The sequence below is a fragment of the Rhizobium sp. PK7-22 genome, assembly GCF_056530405.1.
This window is the reverse complement of record NZ_CP096513.1, coordinates 806,839-827,036: the sequence shown is the minus strand read 5'-3', so window position 1 is coordinate 827,036 and position 20,198 is coordinate 806,839. Positions and strand designations below refer to the sequence as shown.

Here is a 20,198-nt window from a genome sequence, read left to right as displayed (position 1 = left end):
CTTTGTGTTACCTGCCTGGATTGCGAGAGACTACGGATCACGGGAGGAGGCAAATGCAAAGGCTGTGTCCGAGATCGGGTGTTGGTCCCGGCAGTCCCACAAGGAACTTGAGCCCAGCGTGCGAAAACAGGCCCTTGGCGCGCCTCGGCTCAGGAGCTGCTAACCAGGTAATAATGTTTAGCGCTTGCAGGGAACCACCAAGCGTCGTCGTCCATTTCCATGCAAAACATATGGAGACACACCATGGCCTATCATCATCATTCCCGCCCGGCCAAGGGCGGCGCCGGTACGGTCGTTCTATTCATGGTGCTCGTGCTTGCCGGCGGCAGTGTTGTAGCCGCTACAGTAGAAACCGAGCCTTCCGCCGCGCGGGTCTATCTAGCCCAGGATCTGGCGATGAGCTCTGCTTCTGCGGACCGCTGATAGTTCGATGGTGTTGGAGGTCATCCTGAGTGGCGATGGGTGCATGTAACGCATAGCACGAGCGTAGGTAGATCGCCAAAGCAGGAAGGGAGCCGACCGGCTAAGTCCGCATCGCGTCCTCGATGTCCCAGCCGAAGCTCCAGGCATCGACTTTCTGTCGCCAGTCGTCGAAGGTCTTGTCCCCGCGCGCTGGCCGGTGCTTCAGTAGCGGGTTCTCTGTGGGGAAAAGACCCAGAATGCGAGCGGTCACACCGCGCTGCTGCCAGTCCAGGATGATCTCCATGTCGCACATCAAGCCCTCATAAACAGCGACAGATTACCGCGATGCCTGCTTCCATGAGGCAGGGCTAAAACACCAGGCTAGAGCGGAGCTGGATGATCCAAGCGTCAATGTTGGTGGGGTGCCTTGCTTAGGAACTGATCAGAGAGCTTCCCCAGGCGCCACATGTGCTCGTGTGAAGGCCGGTTCCGGTGGACTAGCTACAAAAGGCTGGCTTCTTGCGCGGCTCCCTCAAATGACAGACGGGCCTGCTCGGGTGCTAGGCGGTTGTCTAACACCGCTCGGCACGATGATCTGGCGGCGATAAAATGACGCCCTGCCATCGTAGGCCATCCGTCAGTTAAGAGTGCCAACGCCTCGAACGCGTTCTTCACCTCTTGATGGCCGCCCCCTGGCAAGGTGACGACCACAGCTTTCTCCCAAGGTATTTGTCCCATCACATTCCTCCCAGTCGTGACGAGCCTAATCTAGCGCTGTCTGAGGAAGAGTCTATAACCACTATCGTCTGTCCGATCCCGTACAGTGGCGAGGAGGCAACCAGACCTAAACCCGTAAAAGATCTCCGGAAGCGGGCGGTTCGTGGCCGTTTTGGCGGTCGCGTATTGCTGGTCGAGGCAAAGCCGCCAATCATCCGGCGCGGGGGAGGCGGCAACAGCTCCACGTCGTCCATCTCCTTATGGGCCGCGGCCAAGTGGCGGTGCCAACAGTCCGAGAGGGGCCGCCCGCTGATACCGAGGGACACGGCTATGTCGCTCTTCGGTCGCCTTCCACACTAGCACCGCTAGCGCAACGCGAGGCTGGCCAGTTTGCTGAGCACGGCCTCGATAGATTTATCAAGTGGCGTAGCGGCTTCACCTCGCAGCGCCTTGCTCACGTTGGCGAGCGCTTCATCGGCGCCGCTGAACCCGGCATTCCTGGCTTCACGCAACCCAGCCTGAGCGATGCTAAGAGCCTTTTCCATCCGTACAATGTTTTGGCCCGTCAACTTGCTATCCCCTAGTCTCGGCGCGCTGATCCGCGGTTCCCATCACTTTACCAAGCAGCCGGTAAGTAGATCATTTCGGCGGCATGCGGAAGCGGCACCGGAAACGTATTTTGCTACCTGCCACCCCCGCGGGGAGACGGATAGATCCTCCGTCGGGAGTGTTCATGCCTCATCGAGCAGGAGAGGCAGCACCGGCGTCTGCTCCGATTCCACTTTCGTGCCCGTACAAGTTCGTCATCGGGCAGGGACGTTGCGAACGCTGACCCAATGACGTGAACGTACCCTGCCGACTTCCCGTCTTCATTTTTGCGCTCCGCATTGGCTTGCAGGAACAATGCCTACTTTGAGCGCCGGTTCCCTCAAACGGGAGAAGGTTTCGCTACAGCAACCGGGCAACCAATTGATGCTCTTCGCAAAGGCCGTTTTCATACAGGCTGACGATCGTTGCGGCCATATCTTCTCCGTCCCGACCGGCTTTCGCGATGTCTCTGCGATCGCAGGCGCTGTCGAAGACGCGCTGAAGCATCTGGAGCTCGGCGGGCGAGATGTGATTGGGTCGGCGTTCGGCAATGTTCATGGCGCGGCAAGATGAGCGTTGGCATTGGCGCTGTTGACGAACTTGTTTACGCAAACTGCCGTTGCGACCTCAGTTCTCGCATCCTCTGCCGCTTCAGCAGCCATCTCGGCAGCTGTTCCGCTAGTCACCCAGCCGCCCCAAGTGAACCCGATGATCAAGGTCGCTACGAGGCAACCGGCGCAAGACCAGAACCACACAGCCTCGGATGGTTGATAGTCGCGTTTTTCATTGTAGCTCATGGCTTTTACTCCTCCATTGGTGTCGCTTCCCTTTCTTTAACGCAAGGTAACATTATCACAGGTTTGTCGGTCGCCGGGTTTTCCTCTCCTGATTGTGATGATGTGTGTTCTGAGTGCGGACAGAACAGCGAGGAGCCTGCTTTCCGTGCAGATTGGGTTCTGCCACTCGCATCTGCCTTCGTTTTCGTCCAAGGCACTTGTTACGCCCGAAACTCGCTGCTCCAATCCCGCCCAGGGCTGGGCGCCGAGGCTAGGAAAATGCGCGTTTGTTAGGAGACTCGTCGGAGACGTGGAGCGCTGTCTACGTCAACTAATGAAACAATACGCCACGGGGGCCATAGTCACATTCACAATCAACATGGATCTACCCCAGAAGTGGGGGAGGGCGAACGCTCGGGTAAAGCGCGGTCGCATCAGATCAACGCGAGGAGGGAGGCCGCACCATGAAGAAGGACAACCGTTATGGAAAGCGCGACCAGCGTCAACAGCAATCCCAGCATCACCAGCAGACCGTCCCTCTCGACCAGGCCGATCGCCATGACACAGATCGCAGCGACCGGTGCGACGTTTCCAAAGGGAATGGGAAGCGCTACGGCGACTGCCAGCGCGAAGACGGGCAGGGCGAGGATATAGGGCAGCCGGCGCCCCGTCAGCGCCTTCATCCTGCCTGGCCGGACAAGTCGCTCGATCTTACTTAGCATGGGAGAAGCATAACGCTGTAGAGATCCGAAAGCGCGGGCGGATATCCGACGGTTTCGAAGGAGCGACGGGAGCCAGAGAGACCGGACGCCGAAAGCGAACTGCAGGGCGACAATTGCAAGGGCGGATCCGAAGACCAAGCCGAACGGGCCGGGTATCGGGATCATCGCCGGCAGCGACAGGAGCAGCATGACGAAGCCAAAGCCGGACTGGCCCATTGTTTGAAGCGCCTCGCCGACGGTTAGTCCGTCACGCGCATGGGCTTCATCGGCGAGTCTGCGGAGCGTCGCCGAGGCGACGCCGCCGGAGCATCCAGCAAGCCTTTCGGCGCCTGCCATATGTCAACCTCCCACGGTCTCTCGGCCCTCGTTCGCAAGCAGCCCCGCGAGAACCTGGCAGTCGGGATCGTTGATGTTCAGAAGCTGTACCGGCGACGTCCAGCCAGTTGCGACACCGATCGCAGTGCCGACAGCCCAGACCGGATCCTCTCCCGCCTGCTGGAGAAGCCTAGGCCCGTGTGTGGCAAGGCACTGCTGGGACTGCTGGACCGCCTGCACGGGCAGGTTTGCCCTCTCCACCCGTTGACGGATCTCCGCATGGATGGGATCGACCACGAATAAAGCGAATAGCCAGGCGGCGATGTCGGAAATCATGAAGAACTCCTCTTTGATTCGGCAGACGTCGGAACGGTCCGCATCGCGATAGCGCCGAAAGCTGCCGAAGGGGCCCGGACCAGCGGGTCATGGTACATCTGGCTACGCGATGCACTTGTTCAAGGGGTCGAGTACTCCTGGCGACGCCCCTCCAGCATCGCCCATTGGGTCGCCTGCGCCCTTGAGAAACGTTCAAACGAACTCGATGCCCTCGCACTTGAAGTCTCCCAGCTTCTCCTCGTCCGCCAGCAGGTTGCCCATCACGTCGGCCGCGCCGATCCAGCTCTGGGTCTTGCCGCCGAGCTCGACGGATTTCATGTAGATGAACTCGTCGGGGTGGCCCGGCACTAGCTTGATTGAGGACGGACCTCGTTCGGGGATGCGGGTTCCGACCGCGCGAACCTGTATATTTTCGAAGGATGCGTCCGCCTCGATGAGCAGGTTGTTGCCCATCTCGCGCTCGTCCGTTGGCTCGTGAAACGCCGCGTTCGATACCTTGCGCGGAAAAAAGTACCAGCGCTCGCGATAAGGATGCCATTCGGCCGCCTCGTGAACAACGTATCCCGTCTCTCCGACGCCCAGAGCCTCACGCATGCGACTGTAGACATGGCTCCAGTCCTCGCTCGTGACGGTGTAGCCCTGGGGCCCGATGCGCTTGATCCATTCCTCCTGGCGGACTTTTCCGTGGGAGCCGACGATGAGCTCGTCCCCAACCAATGTGGCCCACTCGCACTTGAAGCCCTTTTGAGCCTCGTCGCCCGATCCCGTCATCAGCATTTGTCGCGGGATGATCATATGGTTGTCTCCGCGCAGCTCCCCGACGATTCCAGTGCGGTCGTCGAAGACCAGCATATGACGGTCCCACTTCAGCAGCTCCGAAAACTCGCCGCCACGAAAGGTGTCGATATCGACTTCTCCGAACTTGGAGTAGACATGGACCTCGCCGCCCGCGTCGTCTGGAATATGCTCGAAGGTGTAGCGTACCTTGCCATCAGCCTCGACATGACGGTGCCCCCGGTCGATGCGTAGGCGAGCCATAAAATACGTCTCGCCATCTTCCAGCGTCACCCGCGATTGGCGATCCTCGTCGGTGATCTGCATAATCGTGTAGGTCGATGTTGATGCGTCGTAACGCTCTAGTCGCTGGCGATCTCGTTTCATGGTAACACTACTTTCCAAGAATAGACGGCGGGGCTTTACGGATTCGCGCCTTTGACGGGAATTTGCCAGCGCAGATTTGGGCACTCCCTCGGCTTACTAGTTTCACAAACGGGAAGAGAGGTGCTGCCGTGGGAGAGGAAATATGGTCGACGCTCGTTAGTGAATTTTCAGACGTACCAGATCTGTCTACCATAACACTCATCACGGTGCGCCTCGTGATCGCAGCGGTGCTCGGGGGTATCCTGGGATACGAGCGCGAGCGCAAGGGGAGAAGCGCCGGCGTGCGGACCCATATGCTGGTGGCCGTCGGTGCCGCGCTGTTCGTCATAGGTCCGCTGCAGAGCGGCATGGAGATCGGAGATTTGTCGCGCGTATTGCAGGGGATCGTCCAGGGTATAGGCTTCCTCGGCGCCGGCGCCATCATGGTCCGGTCTGCTCAGCGCCAGATAGAAGGACTTACGACGGCTGCCAATATCTGGGCGACAGCCGGGATTGGTGTGATCGCGGGTCTCGGATTGGAAGCAACCGCGGTCCTGTCGACGGCCATCGTCTTGATCATTCTCGCAGCCATGCCTTTGATCCTGCCAAAGTTCTCCGATACAGACCGCAAATCAGGCTAGTCTGGTGCTACGTTTCGGTTACTGTAATGGCGATCGGATTGCGCTGGAGCCAGTCTGGCTGGGGAAAGCATGCGCATAACACTGGGACGGCGGATTTTTGCCATTACTGCTGTCGGCCTTCTGCCGATGCTGGGCGTGCTGGGGTATAACGAGTTCAGCCTCCGTGCGGCGCGCAAGGCGGAAATCAACGAACTTGCCCTGGCTACGGCGCAGCAGGCGGCTCTTGAAATGGAACGGCTGGCATCAGGCGCTGAAGGTACCTTGAAAGCGATCTCGACGGCGCCCTCGGTTGCCTCGTTTCAATCGGAACGGTGCTATTCCTATCTTGCCCGCTTGAAGAGCGTGACGCCACAGTTCACGGCCATCGGCGTATTCGACAGGGCCGGCGTCATGAGGTGCCGCTCCGACCAGCTGACAAGCGCGACTACGGTGGCCGACCGGTCTTACTTCAAGGCTGCCCTTGCCTCACCAGGACAGCTGATTATCGGCGAATACGCTACGAGCCGCTACTCGGGTAAGAAAAGCCTGCCGCTTGCGACGGCAATCTTGGATGATGAAGGGAGTGCGATCGGGGTGGTCGCAACTGGTCTGGATCTTGACTGGCTTGGACGGACTCTGCGGGAGAGGCAACTGACGCGGGACGGCTCCCTCACCTTGGCCGACCGCGATGGGATGATTATCGCGCGCGAGCCGCTACCGGAGCAGTTCGTCGGCACCCGGATACCGCAAGCATTTCTTCATCTCGTCACCGCACCGGAGCCCGGGAGCATGGAAGTCACCAGCCAGGACGGGACGATAAGAATCCTCGGCTATGTTCCCGCCGGCGCTCGGCCGAACGGCATCTATGTGAGCGTCGGGCTTTCAGTAGAGGAAGCATTCGCGGAAATCACTGCGGGATCCACAAGAGCGGCGGTGATCGCCCTGTGCAGCACCGTGGGTGCCCTTCTTCTGGCATGGCTGCTGGGGGCGACGCTCCTGAAGGGGCCGGTAGATCGGATCCAGAGGGTGCTGGCCGCCAGACGAGCAGGGGACGACACCGCCCGAACAGGCATGACTTCAGGGCATGGGGAACTGGAGGCGCTTGGCGCCCAGTTCGACATGTACATGGACGAGCTGAACGAGGGCCGCAAGGCGCGGGACGAGGCAGAGGCGCATCGGCATCTCCTGATGCAGGAACTCAGCCACAGAATGAAGAACATGGTGGCGACCATTCAGGCTATTGCGATGCAGACACTGCGTAAGGAGACGCCTCCGGATGTGCTCAAGGCTTTTCTCGGCCGACTCAGCAGTGTCGCCAATGCTCAGCAGCTACTTCTCGGGGAAGCAGCCGCGGCCAACCTGAAGCAAGTGGTGACCTCGTCAGTGGGCCTGTTTGAAAGGGCGCCCGGAGATCGCTTTATTCTGGCGGGACCGGACATCCCGCTGTCGCCACGGGCGACCTTGAGCCTTGCAATGGCGCTTCATGAGCTAGCTACGAACGCCGCGAAATACGGAGCCCTTTCGACCGAGGGCGGGAAGGTAGCAATCTCATGGAAGGTCGATTCTGCGGAAGCGTCTGAGTTGAGTCTTTCCTGGAATGAGACGGGCGGTCCCACTGTCGTAGCACCGGCAACAAGGGGTTTCGGCTCCACAATGCTGGAAAAGCTATTGGCCCACGAGTTCGGAGGCTCTGTGGAAATCCGCTACCTCCCGGAGGGACTGAACTGCGTCGTCAGGGCGCCACTCGTATCCCTTCAGGCAAACGTGCAAGACCCGTCCTCTACCGATGAGAAGGCAACGCTCTAGCTTCACTCTGTGGCGAATTGGGATGTCCACAGGTACGCGATGGCCTCTCTCTCGCCAAAGATACGTTTCGGGCAATCGTGTTTTGATGCCCCCATTATCAGCAGGCCTCTGCAGATCGAGCTGCGGCAGGCTAATCGCTCGCCTGCTGCGCCGAACGCGTGTCAGAAGAGCTCCCGTTGAGCCGCTTCCGGAGGAGCGCGCCCTTCCTCACGAAGCCGTGATTTCGATAGGTGTTGCAGCTGCAGGATATGAGGATAAGTGCTACATCGGACGTTTGAACTCTCCAGGTGCATATTGAGTAGAACCCGGCCCGCGCTCCTTCTTCTGATCGCTTCCTTGATTCCGGTCATCGTCCTGGCGGCGGTCGTTGGACGTTTCTTCATCCAGGAACAACAGAGAGATCTAGATGATGAGGTGCGCGATCGGGCCGGCATCATGGCCGCAGCGCTTCAGCGGGAACTGGACTCTCAAGTCAAGCTGTTGACGATCGTCGCGGAATCGCCTCGCTTGGACCCACCGATATCGAGAAGGCCGTTCACGGAAATCGTGCGTCGGATGAGAGAACGGATCCCCGAATGGGAGCAAGTTCGCATATCTGATAAAGAAGGCGTTGTCCTCTTGGCGGTGCCACCGATCAAGGACGGCACCGAGGCACGCATTGTCGACCTACCAAGTCATGAGATCGTCGTCCGAGACGGCACGCCTGTCGTCGGCGACATCGCCGTTGGCCCGCTCGGAAATGCGGGCTTCGCAGTGAGGGTGCCAATTACAAGAGGCGATAGGGTGAGGGCGGTTCTGTCTGCCGTCATTCAGCCGACCATCATCACCGATCTTCTCTATGTAAACGGCCTGCCGCCATCGTGGGCCGCCTGGGTCGTGGACGGCCGAGGTCGCCTGGTCACCTCAACAGGTGCACCAGCATTGGCCGGCGGTGAGGCCGCAGCCTTTGCTACTTTTTCGGGATCGGGATTCGGCTCGGGTCTGCTCAATGACGGTTTGGAGCTGCGCGTCGCAGAGATCGCTCTTCAAGGCACTCCTTGGACGGTGAGGGTCGGTCTCCCGGTATCTGAATATCAGGCTCTCTCGCAGAAGGCATCGCTGCTCCTTGCTGGCGCTAGTTGCTTTACCCTTCTGTTGTCTGGATCAGCTGCTCTACTGTTCTTGCGTGAAGCCCGCGCCAGGAATCGAGAGCGCGAGACAATTTCGAACTGGCAGCGAATGGACGCACTCGGTAAGTTGACCGGGCAGGCGGCCCACGACTTCAACAATCTCCTGATGGTCTTCCAATCCGGCGTCGATGGCATTTCGAGGCGGCGGCACGACGAGCAGCGAGTTACGCAGCTTTTGGCGCATATGGCGAGCGGAGTTGCGAGAGGCAAGACGATCACCCAGCGCCTCCTTTCCTTCTCCCGGCGGTCGAACCAAGGCGCCGAACGTATTGAACTGGATGTCAAGCTTGCCGAAGCTCTCCCTCTTCTCCAGCAAGCAGCGAACGATTCGATCGTGATTGTGACAGACGTGGCGCCTGAGACCTGGTCCGTTCATGCCGATCCGGCAGCGCTTGAAATCGCGCTCATCAACCTTGCAACCAACGCAAGGGAAGCAATGACGACTGGGGGCGAGCTCCGGATATCGACGAGAAACGTCGCTGATGGCCGGGCGGAGGATCCGGAGCTGCGTGGCGAGTTCGTGGCGATCACTGTGGCGGACACCGGGACAGGAATTACCGCCGATGCACTTCGGCGAGTATTCGAGCCGTTCTATTCCGAGAAAAATGGCAGCGCGGGTCTAGGGCTGACCCAGGTTCATAGCTTTGCCAAAGGAAGCGGAGGATCGGTAAGAGCGGCAAGTCTTCCAGGCCGTGGGAGTGCCTTTACAATCCTGCTTCCAAGATCAGGCGAGGAGAGACCCGCTCAAGACGTGCCCGACGCGACGGTCAACAAACTTCCTCGCTCGATTTTGATCGTCGACGATACACCGTCGTCACTGGAGTCTGTCCGTCTGTCACTCGAGACGTTGATACCCGATATCGTGACTGCATCGGACGGCAATCAGGCCCTCAGAGCGCTGCGGCAGCGCCCTGAACTAGAAGCAGTACTGAGCGACATCATGATGCCGGGCATGTCGGGAATTGAGCTGGCAGAAAAAGTTGCGCAGACGGACCGGCGCCTGCCGGTGGTGTTGATGACAGGCTATAGTGACAAATTGGAGAACGGATCTGATCTGGGCCGGCCGGTCGTGGCCAAGCCGTTCAAGACGGAGGAACTTGCCGAGGCATTCGCAAAAGCAAAGGCTGCTATCAGCTCCAGGAACGTCATACCCTTGAAGGCCACATGAGAAGATGGATGCTCCGGGAAGAACCGACGAGATCCTCCGAAGAGTGCCGCCTTGAACGGCATCCGGTACCTGAGGATACGCCCAGCAGACGACGGCAATAGAGAGCCACCTGGGTTCCACTCGGATGTATGGCGTCGAGTTGGCAACCTGGGCGAACCTCCTGCTAATAGCCTGACTGGCTCCCTATCATTGAGGAAGTAACCGTTGCTCTTCGATGAAGTGGAACATCCCGTTGTGACCGCCGTTTCTGCTGTATATCACCGGAGCCTGTTTCAGAGGCAGCCGATCATCGTCCCGGACAGATATAGCCGGTTCGCAAGTCTCTCAATCGGTAGCGTCCCTCGCCTGACCAAGATGTATGGAATGACAATGGAGACCGACAAGGACGTCCGCGAGGATGGATTACAGCTAAATGAGCACCGGGGCTTTCAGCAATGGTTCTGGAAGCTCGAACGGGTGGCGTGGGTGTTATTCGGCGTCGTCACCGTAGCTGCCGCAATGGGCTTTGCGGGCGCGGGAGGATGGTTTTCGTCAGCGAAGACCACGATTGGCGGAGCGGAGGTACACTATCCTTTGACGGCGCGGTGGGAGCGACCGACGGAGATGGAGGTGATTTTCCCTCCCTCCTACAAGGGCCCGGTCGTGATGAGCCTGGGTTCAGGATTCCTTTCCAGCTTCTCAATTGAAGACGTGCAACCGAGACCGTCCGAAGTTGTGGCCGATGATCAACGAGAGGAGTTCCATTTCAGAGCAACTTCCAGCGGAGAAAGGAGAGTCATGTTCACGATCAAGCCGAAGCATGCTGGGAAGGCGGAGTTCGCCGCAAATATCGCGGGATCCGAACAAACGCTGTGGACCTGGATCTGGCCATGAGGATGCAATGGAAACCGTGATCCGAGGCACCGCTGTCTTTCTGTTCCTGCTGTTGGTGACTCGCCTTTCCGGCCGCAGGACAATGGCGCAGGTGACACCTTTCGACTTCGTCCTTCTTCTGGTTGTTGCCGAGACGACGCAGCAGGCTTTTCTCGGGGATGACTTTTCTCTGACGAACTCCTTCCTGCTCATCATCCTGCTGTTTTCACTCGACATCATGTTATCCTACTTGAAGGATTGGTTTCCTCGGCTTGCGCTCTTCCTGGACGGCGCTCCAACTGTCCTGATCTCCAAGGGCGAGCCTGATAGGCGCGCGATGCACAAGGCGCGGGTCAACCTGGAGGACATTCTTGTTGCTGCCCGGCAGCAGCACGGATTGGAGCAGCTTACGCAGATCAAGTTTGCCATTCTGGAAGCCGACGGCAACATAAGCATCATCCCAACCGAGACGTAGAACCTCTTCATCGACCAGAGACAATTTGCTCTCCCGACGCACCGGCAGGTCGGAGACAAGTGTTGAACGCAGAGGTGTTGGGGATCACCCAGGACGGTGAAGGGTGTCGCACCTGCCATATCGCCCCGCCCTCAATCTGGATCGATAGAACTTCCCGGCTGGAGAGTACGAACGGCGACCTCAAATGTGACGCACAATCCATCCGATCCCCACTCCCTGCTCACGGTGGCGGGAAATCCTCTGGCAATAGAGTCGATCAGTCTTGTCCCGAACCCTGGCGAGGACTTCTGCTCCGAGCCTGTGGGGGCGCCTGTCTCCTTCCAGGCAAGATTGATCTGATCATCAACGGCCTTGGTCGTGATGGCTACCCGACCGTCGCGGAGCGACAACGCGCCGTATTTGGCGGCGTTGGTGGCCAGTTCGTGGAATAGGAGCGCAATTTTGGTGGTGTGGCCCTGGGCTACAGGAAAATCAGGACCCGATATAGAAATGCGCTGCTGGGATTCGTCCTGGTAGGGAGCCACGACCTTTTCCAGCAACTGATGCAGAGTCGCGCGCTCGTCGTGGTCTTGCGGCCGTCGAGGCTAGGCAAAGTCAGATCGTGAGCCGCTGCCAGTGCTGAAAGCCGCTGCCTCATCGAGTCGGCCAACTCTTCTGGCGATACCGCCGATTTCGCTGCCATAGTGATCAAGCCGCTGGTGAGAGCAAACAGGTTCTTCACCCGGTGGTGCATTTCTCCCAGAAGCAGGCGTTGCCGCTCCTCTTCGCGCTTTCTGGAGGAGACGTCGCGAGCGACCTTGGAAGCACCGACAATGGTGCCGTCACTGTCTCTTATTGGCGAGATCGTCAGCGAAATGTCGAGGAGCGAGCCGTCCTTTCGCCGACGTATCGTATCGAAGTGATCAACCTTCTGACCAGCGCGGAGCTTTGCAAGAATGGCAGGTTCTTCATCCAGTCGATCCTCCGGAATAAGGATCGTGATCGGCTTTCCAACGACCTCTTCGGCCCGATAACCGAAGAGCTGTTCGGCACCGCGGTTCCAGCTCGTTATGATACCGTTGATCGTCTTACTGATGATCGCGTCTTGCGAAGATTCAACGATTGAGGCCAGTAGCTCTTTGGGATCGTAAGGTGCGACAGCCAGCGCGCTTGCGCCGGCGACGCGTCTCTCACCAGCCTCGGGAGAAGCCGCACTCACATCCGGATGCCGGGCGAAGATGTCATCAGTCTTGTGCCCTTGTCGCTGATTGCATGAATAAAGCAGTACATAGATTTGGCGCCGGGGGAAAGATAGGCAAAGGCCGTTGCAAAACAGGCTCGCCACCCTAGTGTAGTGCGGGGAACAGGCGGGAAATCCAAGTGACACAATCTCTTCCGAGGATCATCAGCGGCGTGAGCGGCCTTGATCAGATACTGGGCGGCGGCTTCATCGAAGGTGCGTCCTACATAGTTCAGGGGCAGCCAGGGGCGGGCAAGACGATTCTGGCCAACCAAGTCGCGTTTGCGAACGTCGGGGCAGGACGCAAGGTTCTGTACATAACGCTCCTGGCGGAGACCCATGATCGGCTCTTCCAGGTGCTGGGGACACTCGATTTCTTCGACCGCAGTCAGCTTGGAGTGACGTTATCCTATGTGAGCGTCTTCCAAACGCTTCGTGATAGTGGTCTGTCCGCCGTTGTCGAGCTGGTGCGCAAGGAGATCGCCCGGCAAGGCGCGACACTGCTGGTCTTCGACGGACTGCTGAATGCCAGAGACCGGGCAGACTCCCCGCTTGATGTTAAGACTTTTGTTGCGGAAATTCAGAGCCAGGCAGCCTTCGTAGGATGCAGCGTGCTCTTCCTGACCAGCACCAGGTTTGCGGACGACAGCCCGGAACACACTATGGTTGATGGTGTCATCGAACTCCACGAGGAAGTCCCGGGCGTACGTTCGGTCAGGCGGCTTCAGGTGAAGAAGTCTAGAGGGAGCCCCGCGCTGGGAGGGCTCCACCAGTTCGAGATCACATCATCCGGCTTCACCGCTTACCCTCGCCTTGAGGCGGCACTTCGAAGTCCATCTACCCAGGATGAGCCTTCGTTGGCGGCAGTAGCTTCAGGCGTCGAAGGACTGGACGAACTGCTGGGCGGTGGGCTGCCAGCAAGTTCTGTGACCTTGGTGTTCGGACCTTCAGGCGCAGGCAAGACCGCCATCGGCCTTGGTTTCCTGGCCAAGGCCAGCAGAGATGAACCGGCACTTCATTTCGGGTTCTATGAGACCCCCACCCGCCTCCGGGCAAAGGCTAGGGCGCTGGGAGTGGACATTGACGGTCCTATTGAGGCGGGTGACCTGGAAATCATCTGGGAGCCCATGACCGAGAACCTGTTGGACAAGCTGGGGCACCAGCTTCTTCAGGCGGTCAGACGGCGCAAGGTGAAGAGGCTTTTCCTTGATGGCTTGGGCGGCTTTCAACGCGCGGCCGTTTATCAGCCGCGGATGACCGAATTCTTCTCCGCTCTGACCAATGAACTGCGAGGACTTGGGGTCACGACCATAGCCACCTGGGAACTCCGCGACCTTTTCGGGCCGACGCTGACGGCACCAGGATCGGAACTGTCCAGCCTGATCGATAATCTTGTCATGCTACGCCACATCGAGGCGGAGTCTCGATACAAGAAGGCGCTGTCGGTCCTGAAAGTCAGAGACAGCGCCTTCGATCCTGCGATCCACGAAGTCAGCTTCGGGAACACGGGCTTAAGGATCGATGTTCCGCTTCCACCCGTTGTCAATGCCGCTACAGGACTGGCAACGCCCCTTCCAACGTGACCGCGTCATGTCGAGGAAACGAGAGCATCTGACATGGCCATAATCGTGATTGCGGAAGATGAGTTTCTGATAGCTGATGTTTTGAGCATCATGCTTGAAGACGCTGGCCACGAAGTGGCCGCTGCGCCACACGGGCAGGCGGCACTTTCGCTCGTGAAGGAGAGACGGCCGGACCTCGTCATCACTGATTTCATGATGCCGGTCATGACCGGGCTGGAACTCGCACAGGCCTTGCGGGCAGATGAGGAGCTCTCCGCCATCCCCATTATCCTGGTGAGTGGCGCACAGGCGAGCATCGGACGGTCCCATCCTGACATGTTCGATGACGTGCTCGATAAGCCGTATGACGAGACCCGGCTCCTCAAGGCGGTGGAAGGTGCTTTGGTCGGCAAGTCTTGAGTGCTGCGGTCGGACGGTTTCTGCTGGAGGTGCTGCAGGCCAACGAGTTTCGTGAGAGGCGCTATCACTGATCTGGGGACACGGCTAAAGGTTAGCATTTTCGGTCACTGCTGATGCTCGACAGCTTGAAGCTAGCCGCCGGCACCTATCTCCAGATCAGCCAGTCAGGCGATCAAGAGGTTGTCAAGCACCCGAATTTGGCGTGGAGAGGGAGTTGTAACGAAGGGGTCGCGGTAAGGCGAGCGACGATAGCTTGGCTGGTGTCATCCACTGGAAGACTGACAGATGCTCGGCCGATTTCACAATCGCGGATCAATGCCGGGCAGCACGCGCCGCCTCCGGCCAAAAACTCCGCTGTGGCTTTGATCGCCACTTTCGATCGGGGGATGACGCCGGTGGCTCTGCAGATGACCCTATTCGAGCGGAAAACGCCTTGAGTGGAACCTCGCGAAGGACGGTTCCGTCCTCGTCCATAATCTGGAAGCGTTGTCCGTCTAACACCTCGTTGGCAGAACCTTCTCCGCCAGGATCTCCCGAGCGGCTCGGACAGCTTCATGAGCATCGGCGAGGGAAGGAAATTCAGCTCCCTCCGGGTCTTTCTCAATGGCGTCGTGCCCACGGACATGGAAGTAGGACCCAGGAATGCGGTCTCCATAGAAGCCCTGCGTCCAAGTACCGACGAATGGCAACTGTTCCAAGCAGCAGCGATGCTGACCTGTCGTGGCTCGGCCAAAGTTTGCGGAATAGGATAGGCGTTCCGGCGAGGATTTCATGTCAGCTTGATACTGCTGGGCATGAAATGATCCTCAGGCCGCTGATCGGCCATAAGTGAACCTCGGGCCGCTTGCTGCGAAACGATTGGGACGCTGCAGCGTTCTTGCCTCAACTGCGCAACGAGCTTTGCATCTCATGTTTGAACTGATCTCCGCGAACAGCGACCTTTTGAACCTTATCGCCAATTGGTCGATGGTTCTGATTTGGGTCGTGTACCTGCAGGTTTTCCTGAGGAGCTTTCGGCGGCAGACGTTACCGAAGATCGTGATCAACCGGGCGGCCGGTTCATCACTGGACGCCGCCTGTTTTGTTAGCAACATGAGCTCGGACGCGATCTACGTGGAAAGCGTCCTGGTTGAATTGGAATGCGGGGGAAAACGGTTGGCCACAGCGGTCACCGACTTTGAACCCCGCGATGGGGAGAGCGACAATCCTGATCCGAAACTGCGGACCTATCAAGGTACCCTGCCGCCTTCCCACTATACGTCCCTCGGAAGTTTTGACTATCTCATTGCGAGCGTATGCCGGCGCACAGGGCACGATGTCGACGCATTGAAATCGTCAAGTCCAATCTTCGTAGAGATCACAATCCTCGCGGATTACGCGTCTGAAAACCTGTTGATCGGCGCCAGACGTAAATTTCGCGCGACGTGGCTGGACGGTCACTGGAAACTCAGGGCCGAGACGCCGGACACGCATCAGATACGATCGCCTCGCGAGCGAAGGCGCATCTACTCGATGCTAGCCCACCTTGAATAAGGATCGGCCGATGGCCTTGCTACCCGGGCCTCATGCTCATTTACGTCGGCTCGGAGCTACCAGTCCGTCGCGCCAACCGCCGATTAGGATTTCCGACCGCTCAAGTGACCATGGACGGCTAGGCAGGTCACAGCGGGAGCTAGACGATGAAGATCGGCTCCCCTGACTAATGGCTGCCGGATGTTCCTTTCAATCTTAAACGTGCCTGCAAGAGCCACGTTACTCATGAGAGCGATGGAAAGACATCCAGCTTCATGAAGTTCAGAAACCCGATCTGGTCACGCGACACGTTATGGATGTAGATCTCGTTGAACCCGCACGAGGCGCATTCTTCAACAGCTGCTCCATGCCCCAGTCGAAGCTCCAGGTATCGATCAGGATGCGCCTGTCTAACCTTGCGGGACCAAACCAGTGACAGCCTCGATTGAAAACTTCTTCTACCCGCACTGCGAGGACCGTTAGGCCACTGCAGGCTTGATGTAGCCCAGCCGCGCCAGCCCGTAAGGTCTCGCCTACCGGCTATCAGACGGTGCGGCGGTGCAGTCTACGCCGGAAGCGCGGACGGACGGCCTACTGACACTGACGGCGAGGACCGCCGCGGTAGGGCTGGTAGGTGTTGTCTTCAGGCCGATATGAACGGTAACGAGCGAAGCAAGATTCCGCATGCTCCGACGTGCCATAGCTGGTGGGCCTGCCCTCGAGAGCGGCTTGCTCGACCTCGCGGTCGTCTTGAGCGGCGATTTCTTCAGGAAAGCGGTCTGACTCTGCTGGCAGCGGTGAGACTGCGTCCGCAGAGGCTACGTCGTTAGACATAGAGCCTGCGGAGAAGGGGGACTCGCATTGCCTGCGGCCACCACTGTAGGGCGTGTAGCTGTTGTCTCGGGGGCGGTACGACCGATATCGCGATGAACACCACTCAAGGTGCGCTTCGCTCAGCAACGGCTCGTTGCGATCTGCTGCCGCTGTGGTCTCTTGATCAGGGGCAATGGAGCCCGTCATGTTAGGGTCTACCTCGGCCGGAGTAGTGTCGGCCATGTCCAGGGCAGCATTTTCGCTGAGATGAGCGAGGGACGTTTCGTCATTAACAGCTACGTCCCGTTCCGGGGGAGCATCACGACTGGGAAGGCGGTCGAGGTCCTTTCGTGCTTGGTCGACCTTTACCGGGTGGTTCGTCCAAAGATCGGTCGTATCGGCGCTAGCCAGACCTTTGTTTTCTTCCCCAGCGGAGAGAAAGACCGTTGCCGCCAATAGACCTCCCCCAAATGCTGCGACAGACAGGCTTAGCCCGCCCGAGACTGCAAGGACCGTCTTCATTTTTGCGCTCCACATTTGGCCTGCAGGCACAATGCCTACTGTGAGCGCCGGTTCCCATAAACGGAGAAGGTTTCGCTACAGCAACCGGGCAACCAGTTGATGCTCTTCGCAAAGGCCGTTTTCAAATAGGCTGACAATCGTTGCGGCCATGTCTTCTCGGTCCCGGCCGGCTTTCGCGATGTCTCTGCGATCGCAGGCGCTGTCGAAAACGCGCTGAAGCATCTGGAGCTCGGCGGGCGAGATGTGATTGGGTCGGCGTTCGGGCATCTTCATGGGGTTATACTCCGCAAGTCAGATGAACCTACGATGAAGGGCATTCTGGCGGGCTCTCCGTATGATCCTCGACCAGCGCGACAGTCCCATCGAGCGGTTGCTTGGCCAAATCGACCAGGGCAGACGCTAGCTGCGCTAGCTGAAGCGCGATCTCCGCCAGACCGGGTGGTTGTCGTCCATCATGTGAAACCTATTATAGCGCGATGTTTCGGCGATGCGCGACTGACTTTGGTCTGATAGCGGCCGGAATAGGTCGGAACGCACGACCCGCGTCAGCGAAAAGAGCCGCGCGTTCCGGAGCGCAAGAGGATACAGGAGATCGTACGCTCACGGTTGTAACCGCGACATTGGGTTGAAGTTCCGCCGATCCCCCGCTTAGACACTCTTAGTAAGAAGAGCCGGGGGAAGCAGCGGATTTTTGTCAAGGCAGAAAGCTCATCCGACCTCGTGGCCGATGCAATTGTGCCAGACCCTCAACGCCTGCCGGTTTACTGCGACCATCAGAATTCCTTGATTTCGACGCCAACGTTTATATCGTTCGATTGGGAGGACCTCCCGGAGGTTGTTTCCTCAAGGAACAGAGGCGGTGTCGTCCGTGTCGCCGCCTCCCATCTTCAATCAGGGCAATCGCGTGCCGCTAGCTTCAGGATCGTCAACGACCTCAGTATCTGGCCTCTCGCCGCCGTCAACATGCTCGTCTCGCCACTGGCCAGAACGATCTTGATAGTTGATCTCGCAGGCGTCTCCGCCAATCTGCTGTCGCGCTGCTGCTTGTCGTGCTGCCGCAAAAGCCGCATCGTGCGTCGGGAAGGTTTCAGAGAAAACGTCCCCGAGCTTGTAAGCCCACCCGCCGTCATGTTCGACGATCTTGTACCGTGCCATCATGTCTGGTTATCCTTCCGTCGAAAGCTAACGGTTGGCATCCACCGGGGTTCCTGTGCCGCTGAACTGTAAAAGCCCGGTACGGATGTGCACCGGGCTTGATAGAGATCGACGACTAGGAGGAGGGATGCCGCCAATCTGGCGCTCGGGAGGAGAAGTGTACTCCTGACAGCCTGGAAGTGGGTGTTCGAATCCTCTCCTCCACTGTGTTTAGATCAGTCGAGAACCTGTACGACCGTATAGTCCTGCGGGTTCACGATCACCCGGCGCTCATTGACGTAGGTGTAGGCATACTGGGGGGCCTCAGGAACAGGCGTCAGTACCACCGTCTGTGGCAGGGCCTGACCCACGGCGATCTCCTGCTCGACCACGATAGGCTGGGCCGGCACGGGCTGTTCACGGACATAGGTGACAACCTGTTCCGGTGGCGGATCGATCGCCGAACCAATTACCGCCCCGGCAATGCTGCCGACGGCCGCACCGACTGGGCCGCCCACGATTGCGCCAGTAGCAGCGCCGCCGACCATACCACTCGTGGTGCCTTCCTGCGCCATAGCACTGGTGGCAAACATCGCGACTGACGCCGCTGCAATGATAATTGTCTTCATGGCCATCTCCTTTTTGGTTGTGGCTGGCCATTGAACGTGGGTGGGGTCCATCACGTTCCTTCGTAGGACTTAGGTCTGACACTTCTGTGACGCGCATATCGCCAGACTGCTACTGGATGAGACCGCCACGGCAGCCTTTAGCTGGTCGAGGTAGTAGACCCTCGTAGCAAAGCCTGCCATGCAGTGCCGCCTGGATGGCCAACATCTTTAGTAGCTCCTGGAGCTCATGCTACTCATCACTCACCTCCCAACGGCTCCGGTGACTGTGCTGGAGCTGAGGCGATGCTCCCGGCAGTCTCCCGCCGAGATTGGTCGAGAATCTCGAGCTGCACCGGTGGACCAGGAACTGCACCGCATCATCGCGCTTGCAGCTTTCAAGAAGGTTTTATGACCTTCCGAAGCCATGGCTCTCATTTTGGAACACTCTTGGCGTCGGTGGCGTTCCCTCCTTTGGAGGAAGTTGCTCATGGCAAACTCGCTGACAATGAAACTCGAGCAGTTCATCCGGTTCGATCAGAACGACCGACAGCGCCTCGACCAGCTTCTCAGCTACCCGACCACGACGTCTTCCCGTGGTGAGGTCATCATTGAAGAGGGCAAGGAAGTCCGCAACATCCATCTGCTGCTAACTGGGCTGGCCGCCCGCTCAAAGATCCTGCCTGACGGCCGGCGTCAGATCATGGCTTTCCTCGTGCCAGGAGACCTCTGCGACGTCGAGGTGTTCGTCCTGCGAGCCATGGACCACGACATCATCGCCATGACAGATTCAACGTGCGTTCTTATTCCTGCCGAAGTGATCAAAGGACTGCTGACTGAATCCTCGAACATCACCAAGGCACTCTGGTGGGGCACGATGGTCGATTCCGGAATCCTGCGAGAATGGATCATCGATCACGGTCGAAGAGATGCGCGAGAGCAGATCGCGCACCTGTTTTACGAGATGCTTATCCGCCACAGGATCGTGAGTGAAACCACGGACGATAGCTTTTCGTTTCCGATTACGCAGGATGACCTTGCAGATGCGACAGGGCTCACCCCTCCACACGTGAACAAGACATTGCAGGACCTGCGTGCGGCTGGGTTGATCGAGTTCAAGAACAAAGTCCTCACCATTTTGGATACGCAGCGCCTGCGCAAAGCTGCCAATTACGAGTCCGGTTATCTGCACCTCAACCGTACGGAGAGGCGGGATAGCGAGGTCGCAGATCGAGCTGGCGACCTTGTTTCAAAGACGGAGCGGAGCGTTGTCGGACGGGCCGTAGATGGAGCAACGTCTCTGTTCAAGAACCTTTGAGCGAGTG

General features: G+C 58.6%; 23 protein-coding genes and 2 pseudogenes. 10 read left to right on the top strand and 15 right to left on the bottom strand.

All coding sequences use genetic code 11. The features are described from left to right. Positions 1–243 precede the first annotated feature (243 nt). On the top strand, positions 244–423 hold the full coding sequence (locus M1E10_RS04170) for a hypothetical protein (RefSeq protein ID WP_499172860.1): 180 nt from the start codon (positions 244–246) through the stop codon (positions 421–423). Between the two features lie 100 nt (positions 424–523). Here the strand turns inward: M1E10_RS04170 and M1E10_RS04165 are convergent, their stop codons facing one another. From M1E10_RS04165 to M1E10_RS04130, 8 genes are all read right to left on the bottom strand, one after another. Beyond that, on the bottom strand, positions 524–715 hold the full coding sequence (locus M1E10_RS04165) for a CrpP-related protein (RefSeq protein ID WP_499172859.1): 192 nt from the start codon (positions 713–715) through the stop codon (positions 524–526). Between the two features lie 188 nt (positions 716–903). Next, positions 904–1,140, bottom strand: a complete 237-nt coding sequence (locus M1E10_RS04160; RefSeq protein ID WP_499172857.1) for a DUF982 domain-containing protein — start codon at positions 1,138–1,140, stop codon at positions 904–906. Positions 1,141–1,484: 344 nt separating this feature from the next. Beyond that, positions 1,485–1,688 carry a hypothetical protein gene (locus M1E10_RS04155; RefSeq protein WP_499172856.1) on the bottom strand — a complete coding sequence of 68 codons (204 nt, stop codon included), beginning with the start codon at positions 1,686–1,688 and terminating at the stop codon, positions 1,485–1,487. A 379-nt stretch (positions 1,689–2,067) separates the two neighbouring features. Further along, positions 2,068–2,265 (bottom strand): hypothetical protein, encoded by a 198-nt coding sequence (locus M1E10_RS04150; RefSeq protein WP_499172855.1) that lies wholly within the window; start codon positions 2,263–2,265, stop codon positions 2,068–2,070. Next, positions 2,262–2,504, bottom strand: coding sequence for a hypothetical protein (locus tag M1E10_RS04145; protein WP_499172853.1), 243 nt, complete (start codon positions 2,502–2,504; stop codon positions 2,262–2,264). Before M1E10_RS04145 ends, M1E10_RS04150 begins: the two co-directional genes overlap by 4 nt. Before the next feature lie 413 nt (positions 2,505–2,917). Beyond that, positions 2,918–3,541, bottom strand: a complete 624-nt coding sequence (locus M1E10_RS04140; RefSeq protein WP_499172852.1) for an exopolysaccharide biosynthesis protein — start codon at positions 3,539–3,541, stop codon at positions 2,918–2,920. A gap of 3 nt (positions 3,542–3,544) precedes the next feature. Further along, entirely contained in the window at positions 3,545–3,856 is a 312-nt protein-coding gene (locus tag M1E10_RS04135) for a hypothetical protein (protein ID WP_499172851.1), read from the bottom strand. 192 nt (positions 3,857–4,048) lie between these two features. Continuing rightward, positions 4,049–5,017 carry a hypothetical protein gene (locus tag M1E10_RS04130; protein WP_499172850.1) on the bottom strand — a complete coding sequence of 323 codons (969 nt, stop codon included), beginning with the start codon at positions 5,015–5,017 and terminating at the stop codon, positions 4,049–4,051. 215 nt (positions 5,018–5,232) lie between these two features. On the opposite strand from M1E10_RS04130, the gene M1E10_RS04125 reads away from it, so the two are divergent. From M1E10_RS04125 to M1E10_RS04105, 5 genes are all read left to right on the top strand, one after another. Next, the gene (locus M1E10_RS04125; RefSeq protein ID WP_499172849.1) at positions 5,233–5,637 is read left to right on the top strand and encodes an MgtC/SapB family protein; all 405 of its coding nucleotides are present in this window, start codon (positions 5,233–5,235) and stop codon (positions 5,635–5,637) included. A 126-nt stretch (positions 5,638–5,763) separates the two neighbouring features. Beyond that, entirely contained in the window at positions 5,764–7,422 is a 1,659-nt protein-coding gene (locus M1E10_RS04120; RefSeq protein WP_499172848.1) for a sensor histidine kinase, read from the top strand. 336 nt (positions 7,423–7,758) lie between these two features. Beyond that, a complete protein-coding gene (locus M1E10_RS04115) occupies positions 7,759–9,759 on the top strand; it encodes a hybrid sensor histidine kinase/response regulator (protein WP_499172847.1) in 2,001 nt (666 codons plus the stop codon). Positions 9,760–9,963: 204 nt separating this feature from the next. After that, positions 9,964–10,632, top strand: coding sequence for a hypothetical protein (locus M1E10_RS04110; RefSeq protein WP_499172845.1), 669 nt, complete (start codon positions 9,964–9,966; stop codon positions 10,630–10,632). 7 nt (positions 10,633–10,639) lie between these two features. Beyond that, on the top strand, positions 10,640–11,086 hold the full coding sequence (locus M1E10_RS04105) for a DUF421 domain-containing protein (protein WP_499172844.1): 447 nt from the start codon (positions 10,640–10,642) through the stop codon (positions 11,084–11,086). A 460-nt stretch (positions 11,087–11,546) separates the two neighbouring features. Here the strand turns inward: M1E10_RS04105 and M1E10_RS04100 are convergent, their stop codons facing one another. Next, complete coding sequence (locus M1E10_RS04100; protein WP_499172843.1) at positions 11,547–12,410, bottom strand: PAS domain S-box protein; 864 nt, start codon at positions 12,408–12,410, stop codon at positions 11,547–11,549. Positions 12,411–12,445: 35 nt separating this feature from the next. Between M1E10_RS04100 and M1E10_RS04095 the strand changes: the two genes are divergently transcribed. Together M1E10_RS04095 and M1E10_RS04090 are read left to right on the top strand one after the other, a co-directional pair. Beyond that, positions 12,446–13,888 carry an ATPase domain-containing protein gene (locus M1E10_RS04095; RefSeq protein ID WP_499172842.1) on the top strand — a complete coding sequence of 481 codons (1,443 nt, stop codon included), beginning with the start codon at positions 12,446–12,448 and terminating at the stop codon, positions 13,886–13,888. Between the two features lie 45 nt (positions 13,889–13,933). After that, positions 13,934–14,287 carry a response regulator gene (locus tag M1E10_RS04090; RefSeq protein WP_499172841.1) on the top strand — a complete coding sequence of 118 codons (354 nt, stop codon included), beginning with the start codon at positions 13,934–13,936 and terminating at the stop codon, positions 14,285–14,287. Positions 14,288–14,781: 494 nt separating this feature from the next. On the opposite strand, the gene M1E10_RS04085 is transcribed toward M1E10_RS04090, so the two are convergent. After that, positions 14,782–15,060 carry a DUF6894 family protein gene (locus M1E10_RS04085; RefSeq protein ID WP_499172840.1) on the bottom strand — a complete coding sequence of 93 codons (279 nt, stop codon included), beginning with the start codon at positions 15,058–15,060 and terminating at the stop codon, positions 14,782–14,784. Between the two features lie 136 nt (positions 15,061–15,196). On the opposite strand from M1E10_RS04085, the gene M1E10_RS04080 reads away from it, so the two are divergent. Continuing rightward, complete coding sequence (locus tag M1E10_RS04080; RefSeq protein ID WP_499172839.1) at positions 15,197–15,820, top strand: hypothetical protein; 624 nt, start codon at positions 15,197–15,199, stop codon at positions 15,818–15,820. A gap of 570 nt (positions 15,821–16,390) precedes the next feature. Here M1E10_RS04080 and M1E10_RS04075 read toward each other — a convergent pair. From M1E10_RS04075 to M1E10_RS04055, 5 genes and pseudogenes are all read right to left on the bottom strand, one after another. Continuing rightward, positions 16,391–16,495: pseudogene (locus M1E10_RS04075) on the bottom strand (BA14K family protein); the annotation flags it as partial. 201 nt (positions 16,496–16,696) lie between these two features. Then, a pseudogene (locus M1E10_RS04070) lies at positions 16,697–16,819 on the bottom strand (BA14K family protein); the annotation flags it as partial. A 390-nt stretch (positions 16,820–17,209) separates the two neighbouring features. Next, positions 17,210–17,407, bottom strand: a complete 198-nt coding sequence (locus tag M1E10_RS04065; protein WP_499172838.1) for a hypothetical protein — start codon at positions 17,405–17,407, stop codon at positions 17,210–17,212. Between the two features lie 618 nt (positions 17,408–18,025). Then, positions 18,026–18,289 (bottom strand): DUF2188 domain-containing protein, encoded by a 264-nt coding sequence (locus M1E10_RS04060; RefSeq protein WP_499173472.1) that lies wholly within the window; start codon positions 18,287–18,289, stop codon positions 18,026–18,028. A gap of 215 nt (positions 18,290–18,504) precedes the next feature. Continuing rightward, positions 18,505–18,897: a DUF1236 domain-containing protein gene (locus M1E10_RS04055; RefSeq protein ID WP_499172837.1), complete on the bottom strand. Its 393-nt coding sequence runs from the start codon at positions 18,895–18,897 to the stop codon at positions 18,505–18,507. 466 nt (positions 18,898–19,363) lie between these two features. Between M1E10_RS04055 and M1E10_RS04050 the strand changes: the two genes are divergently transcribed. Further along, positions 19,364–20,191 carry a Crp/Fnr family transcriptional regulator gene (locus tag M1E10_RS04050; RefSeq protein ID WP_499172836.1) on the top strand — a complete coding sequence of 276 codons (828 nt, stop codon included), beginning with the start codon at positions 19,364–19,366 and terminating at the stop codon, positions 20,189–20,191. Positions 20,192–20,198 lie beyond the last annotated feature (7 nt).

Excerpts from the sequence above, each read along its gene's own strand:
- M1E10_RS04170 (WP_499172860.1), top strand. The coding sequence starts at position 244 with ATGGCCTATCATCATCATTCCCGCCCGGCCAAGGGCGGCGCCGGTACG.
- M1E10_RS04165 (WP_499172859.1), bottom strand. The coding sequence starts at position 715 with ATGTGCGACATGGAGATCATCCTGGACTGGCAGCAGCGCGGTGTGACC.
- M1E10_RS04160 (WP_499172857.1), bottom strand. The coding sequence starts at position 1,140 with ATGGGACAAATACCTTGGGAGAAAGCTGTGGTCGTCACCTTGCCAGGG.
- M1E10_RS04150 (WP_499172855.1), bottom strand. The coding sequence starts at position 2,265 with ATGAACATTGCCGAACGCCGACCCAATCACATCTCGCCCGCCGAGCTC.
- M1E10_RS04145 (WP_499172853.1), bottom strand. The coding sequence starts at position 2,504 with ATGAGCTACAATGAAAAACGCGACTATCAACCATCCGAGGCTGTGTGG.
- M1E10_RS04140 (WP_499172852.1), bottom strand. The coding sequence starts at position 3,541 with ATGGCAGGCGCCGAAAGGCTTGCTGGATGCTCCGGCGGCGTCGCCTCG.
- M1E10_RS04135 (WP_499172851.1), bottom strand. The coding sequence starts at position 3,856 with ATGATTTCCGACATCGCCGCCTGGCTATTCGCTTTATTCGTGGTCGAT.
- M1E10_RS04130 (WP_499172850.1), bottom strand. The coding sequence starts at position 5,017 with ATGAAACGAGATCGCCAGCGACTAGAGCGTTACGACGCATCAACATCG.
- M1E10_RS04120 (WP_499172848.1), top strand. The coding sequence starts at position 5,764 with ATGCTGGGCGTGCTGGGGTATAACGAGTTCAGCCTCCGTGCGGCGCGC.
- M1E10_RS04105 (WP_499172844.1), top strand. The coding sequence starts at position 10,640 with ATGGAAACCGTGATCCGAGGCACCGCTGTCTTTCTGTTCCTGCTGTTG.
- M1E10_RS04085 (WP_499172840.1), bottom strand. The coding sequence starts at position 15,060 with ATGAAATCCTCGCCGGAACGCCTATCCTATTCCGCAAACTTTGGCCGA.
- M1E10_RS04080 (WP_499172839.1), top strand. The coding sequence starts at position 15,197 with ATGTTTGAACTGATCTCCGCGAACAGCGACCTTTTGAACCTTATCGCC.
- M1E10_RS04065 (WP_499172838.1), bottom strand. The coding sequence starts at position 17,407 with ATGAAGATGCCCGAACGCCGACCCAATCACATCTCGCCCGCCGAGCTC.
- M1E10_RS04060 (WP_499173472.1), bottom strand. The coding sequence starts at position 18,289 with ATGGCACGGTACAAGATCGTCGAACATGACGGCGGGTGGGCTTACAAG.
- M1E10_RS04055 (WP_499172837.1), bottom strand. The coding sequence starts at position 18,897 with ATGAAGACAATTATCATTGCAGCGGCGTCAGTCGCGATGTTTGCCACC.
- M1E10_RS04050 (WP_499172836.1), top strand. The coding sequence starts at position 19,364 with ATGGCAAACTCGCTGACAATGAAACTCGAGCAGTTCATCCGGTTCGAT.